Genomic DNA, 3,836 nt, shown 5'->3' on the forward strand with positions numbered 1-3,836 from the left:
TAATTTGTTTAAATTGCATCTCTTCTATTTCTAGAGTTCTTTTATCTTTTTTTACACCATCTCTTGTAAAAATTTGTACGTCAATTACAGTTCCATGTATTCCGTTAGGAACTCTTAAAGAAGTATCTTTTACATCGGAAGCTTTTTCCCCAAAAATTGCACGTAATAATTTTTCTTCTGGTGATAATTGAGTTTCTCCCTTAGGGGTTATTTTACCAACAAGAATATCTCCATTTTTTACTTCAGCACCAATATATACTATTCCACATTCATCTAATTTAGATAAAGAAGATTCACTTACATTCGGTATATCAGACGTAATTTCTTCTGGACCTAATTTTGTATCACGTGATATACAAGATAATTCTTGTATATGTATAGTAGTAAATTTATCTTTTTGTACAATTTTTTCAGATAATAAAATAGAATCTTCAAAATTATATCCATTCCATGGCATGAAAGCTACTCTCATATTTTGGCCTAATGCTAATTCTCCTAAATCTGTAGCAGGACCATCCGCTAATACATCATTTTTTTTTATATATTCACCTAAATTTACACATGGTGTTTGATTTATACATGTATTTTGATTTGATCTTATATATTTATCTAAATAATAAATATCAATATTATTAATAGTAATATCATCTCTTTTTATAAAAATACGTGTAGAATCTACATATTCTACAATTCCAGAATTTTTAGCAATAATAGTTACACCAGAATCTACAGCTACAACTCGTTCCATACCAGTTCCTACTAATGGTTTTTCTGTTTTAAGAGTAGGTACCGCTTGTCTCTGCATATTAGCACCCATTAATGCACGATTAGCATCATCATGTTCTAAAAAAGGAATTAAAGAAGCACCTACAGAAACAATTTGTTGTGTAGAAACATCCATATAATTAATTTGTTCTTTTTTAAAGAAACTTGCTTCTCCTTTATAACGACATGTAATAAGATCATCAATAAAATATCCATTTTTATCAATATTAGCATTAGCTTGAGCAATAATAAAATTACCTTCTTCTATAGAAGATAAATAATTAATTTTATCAGTAACATATCCATTTTTAACTAACCTATAAGGTGTTTCTAAAAATCCATATTCATTTGTTCTTGCATAAACTGATAATGAATTAATTAAACCAATATTAGGTCCTTCAGGTGTTTCTATAGGACATACTCTACCATAATGTGTAGGATGAACATCTCGCACTTCAAATCCTGCTCTTTCTCTAGTTAAACCACCAGGACCTAAAGCAGAAATACGTCTTTTATGTGTAATTTCTGATAATGGATTATTTTGATCCATAAATTGTGATAATTGACTAGAACAAAAAAATTCTTTTAGAGCAGCAGAAATAGGTTTTGCGTTTATCATATCTTGAGGCATTAAAGATTCTAAATCTCCTAAAGATAATCTTTCTTTAACAGCTCTCTCTACACGAATTAAACCTATACGAAATTGATTTTCTGCCATCTCTCCAATAGAACGAATTCTTCTATTACCTAAATGATCAATATCATCAATATTTCCATTACCATCACGAATTGCAATTAATTTTTTAATAACATCTACAATATCTTTTTTATTTAAAATTCCAGGACCAAAAATATTTTGACGTGATAATGAACGATTAAATTTCATTCTCCCTACGGGAGATAAATCATAACGATCTTCAACAAAAAATAATTTTTTAAATAAAAGTTCTGCGGCTTCTTTTGTAGGTGGCTCTCCAGGACGCATCATTCTATAAATTTCTACTAAAGCATCTAAACGATTAGTTGTACTATCTAATTTTAATGTTTCAGAAATATAAGATCCATGATCTAAATCATTAGTAAAAATTGTTTCAATAATGTTTTGATTACGAAAAATTTTATTAATAATTTCCCTTGTTAAAGGATTATTTGCTGAGATAATTATTTCTCCAGTATTTTTATCTATATAATCTTTGATAACTATTTTGTCTATCATATACTCTATAGGTATATTTATATATTTAATATTATCATTTTTTAAATTATTAATATGACGTAGAGTAATTCTTTTTCCTTTTTCTATATAAATAATATCATTTTTTTTAATATCAAAAAATGCTGTTTCACCTCTTAATCTATCTGGTATTAATTTTAATTTAATTTTTTTATTTTTTATTTTATAGATATTTTTTTTAAAAAAAATATCTAATATTTCTTCTGCATCGTAACCTAAAGAACGTAAAATAATTGTAACTGGTAATTTTCTTCTTCTATCTATACGTACAAAAATATTATCTTTAGGATCAAATTCAAAATCTAACCAAGAACCTCTATAAGGAATAATACGAGCATTATATAATATTTTTCCTGATGAATGAGTTTTTCCTTTATCACTATCAAAAAAAACTCCAGGACTTCTATGTAATTGTGAAACTACTACACGTTCAATACCATTAACTATAAAAGTACCGTTTTTTGTCATTAATGGTATTTCACCCATATATACTTCTTGTTCTTTTATATTTTTAATAGGTAATCCTGGTTTTTCTTTATCATAAATAATTAATTTTAATTTTACTTTTATAGGAGCTGAATAGGTCATCCCTCTAATATGACATTCTTTCATTGTAAAAAGTGATTTTCCTAAATTATAATTTACATATTCTAATTTAGCATGTCCACTATAACTAGTAATAGGGAAAATACTTTTAAATGCAGCTTCTAAACCATATTGGCCTGTAGGATCTGGTGTTATAAATTTTTTAAATGAATCTATTTGAATAGAAAGTAAATATGGAATGTCTAAAACTTGAAATCTTTTTCCAAAATCTTTGCGAATACGTTTTTTTTCAGTTTGAGAATAAACCATATGGTTCCTCAGTTATCTGATAAATTAAACAATTTAATCAAATTAATATTATTTTATAAATAAGTTTTATTTTAAACTCTTATAAAATTATTTAATTTCTATTTCTGCTCCAGAAATTTTTAATTTAGATTCTAAATCTAATGCTTCTTGTTTAGAAATAGATTCTTTTAATACTATAGGAGCTGATTCTACTAAATCTTTAGCTTCTTTCAATCCTAAATTCATAATATTTCTGACAGTTTTTATAACGGAAATTTTATTATTTCCTATATTTTTAAGATATATGCTAAATTCAGTTTGTTCTTCTTTTTTTTCTTCTTGTTGATTATCATTTTGTGTACTTGTTATTACACTAGAAACACCAAATTTTTTTTCCATAGAACTAATTAAATCCATTATATCCATAATAGACATTGATTCTATAGCTTCTATGATTTGTTCTTTAGTTATGGCCATTTGCTCTCCTAAAATAATAATAATTTTATATATAAATAAATTAATTTATTTTACATTTTTAATTGCGATTAAGATTCTATAAAATTTACCTAGAGAGATATCTTTTATAATTAGTAAAAAACGTATAATAGCTTCTTTATATGTAGGTAATTTAGCTAAAAAATCAATATTTTCACTATTTATTATTTTATTATTAAATGATGCTCCTTTTATTATTAAATTATTATCTAATTTACTAAATTTTTTTAGTAAACGAGCTGCAGAACCAGGATGTTTAAATGAATAAGCTATTAATATGGGACCGTGTATTAAAGGATCTAAACAGTCAAAATTACTATTTTTAATAATTAATTTTAATAATTTGTTTCTTACAATATTTATAATAACATTTTTATTTTTACTTTCTTTTCTTAATTTATTTAAATTGTTATTATTAACCCCAGAAAAATTAGCAATAACAGCTGATAATGCACGTTTATTTATTTTACTTATTTTTGCAACAATCGTTTTTTTTTTTTTAATATTT

3 protein-coding genes are annotated in these 3,836 nt (G+C 24.9%); all 3 read right to left on the bottom strand.

The annotated features are described in order from the left end of the window. The coding region (gene rpoB, locus GJT96_RS01615; protein ID WP_247646082.1) for a DNA-directed RNA polymerase subunit beta at positions 1-2,854 on the bottom strand (2,854 nt) is incomplete at its 3' end. An 87-nt stretch (positions 2,855-2,941) separates the two neighbouring features. After that, positions 2,942-3,310, bottom strand: coding sequence for a 50S ribosomal protein L7/L12 (rplL, locus tag GJT96_RS01620; RefSeq protein ID WP_169780474.1), 369 nt, complete (start codon positions 3,308-3,310; stop codon positions 2,942-2,944). Between the two features lie 45 nt (positions 3,311-3,355). After that, positions 3,356-3,836, bottom strand: a 481-nt coding sequence (gene rplJ, locus GJT96_RS01625; RefSeq protein WP_169780475.1) for a 50S ribosomal protein L10, incomplete at its 5' end; no start/stop codon positions are given.

The organism is Enterobacteriaceae endosymbiont of Donacia piscatrix (assembly GCF_012569525.1).
Taxonomy (GTDB): domain Bacteria; phylum Pseudomonadota; class Gammaproteobacteria; order Enterobacterales; family Enterobacteriaceae.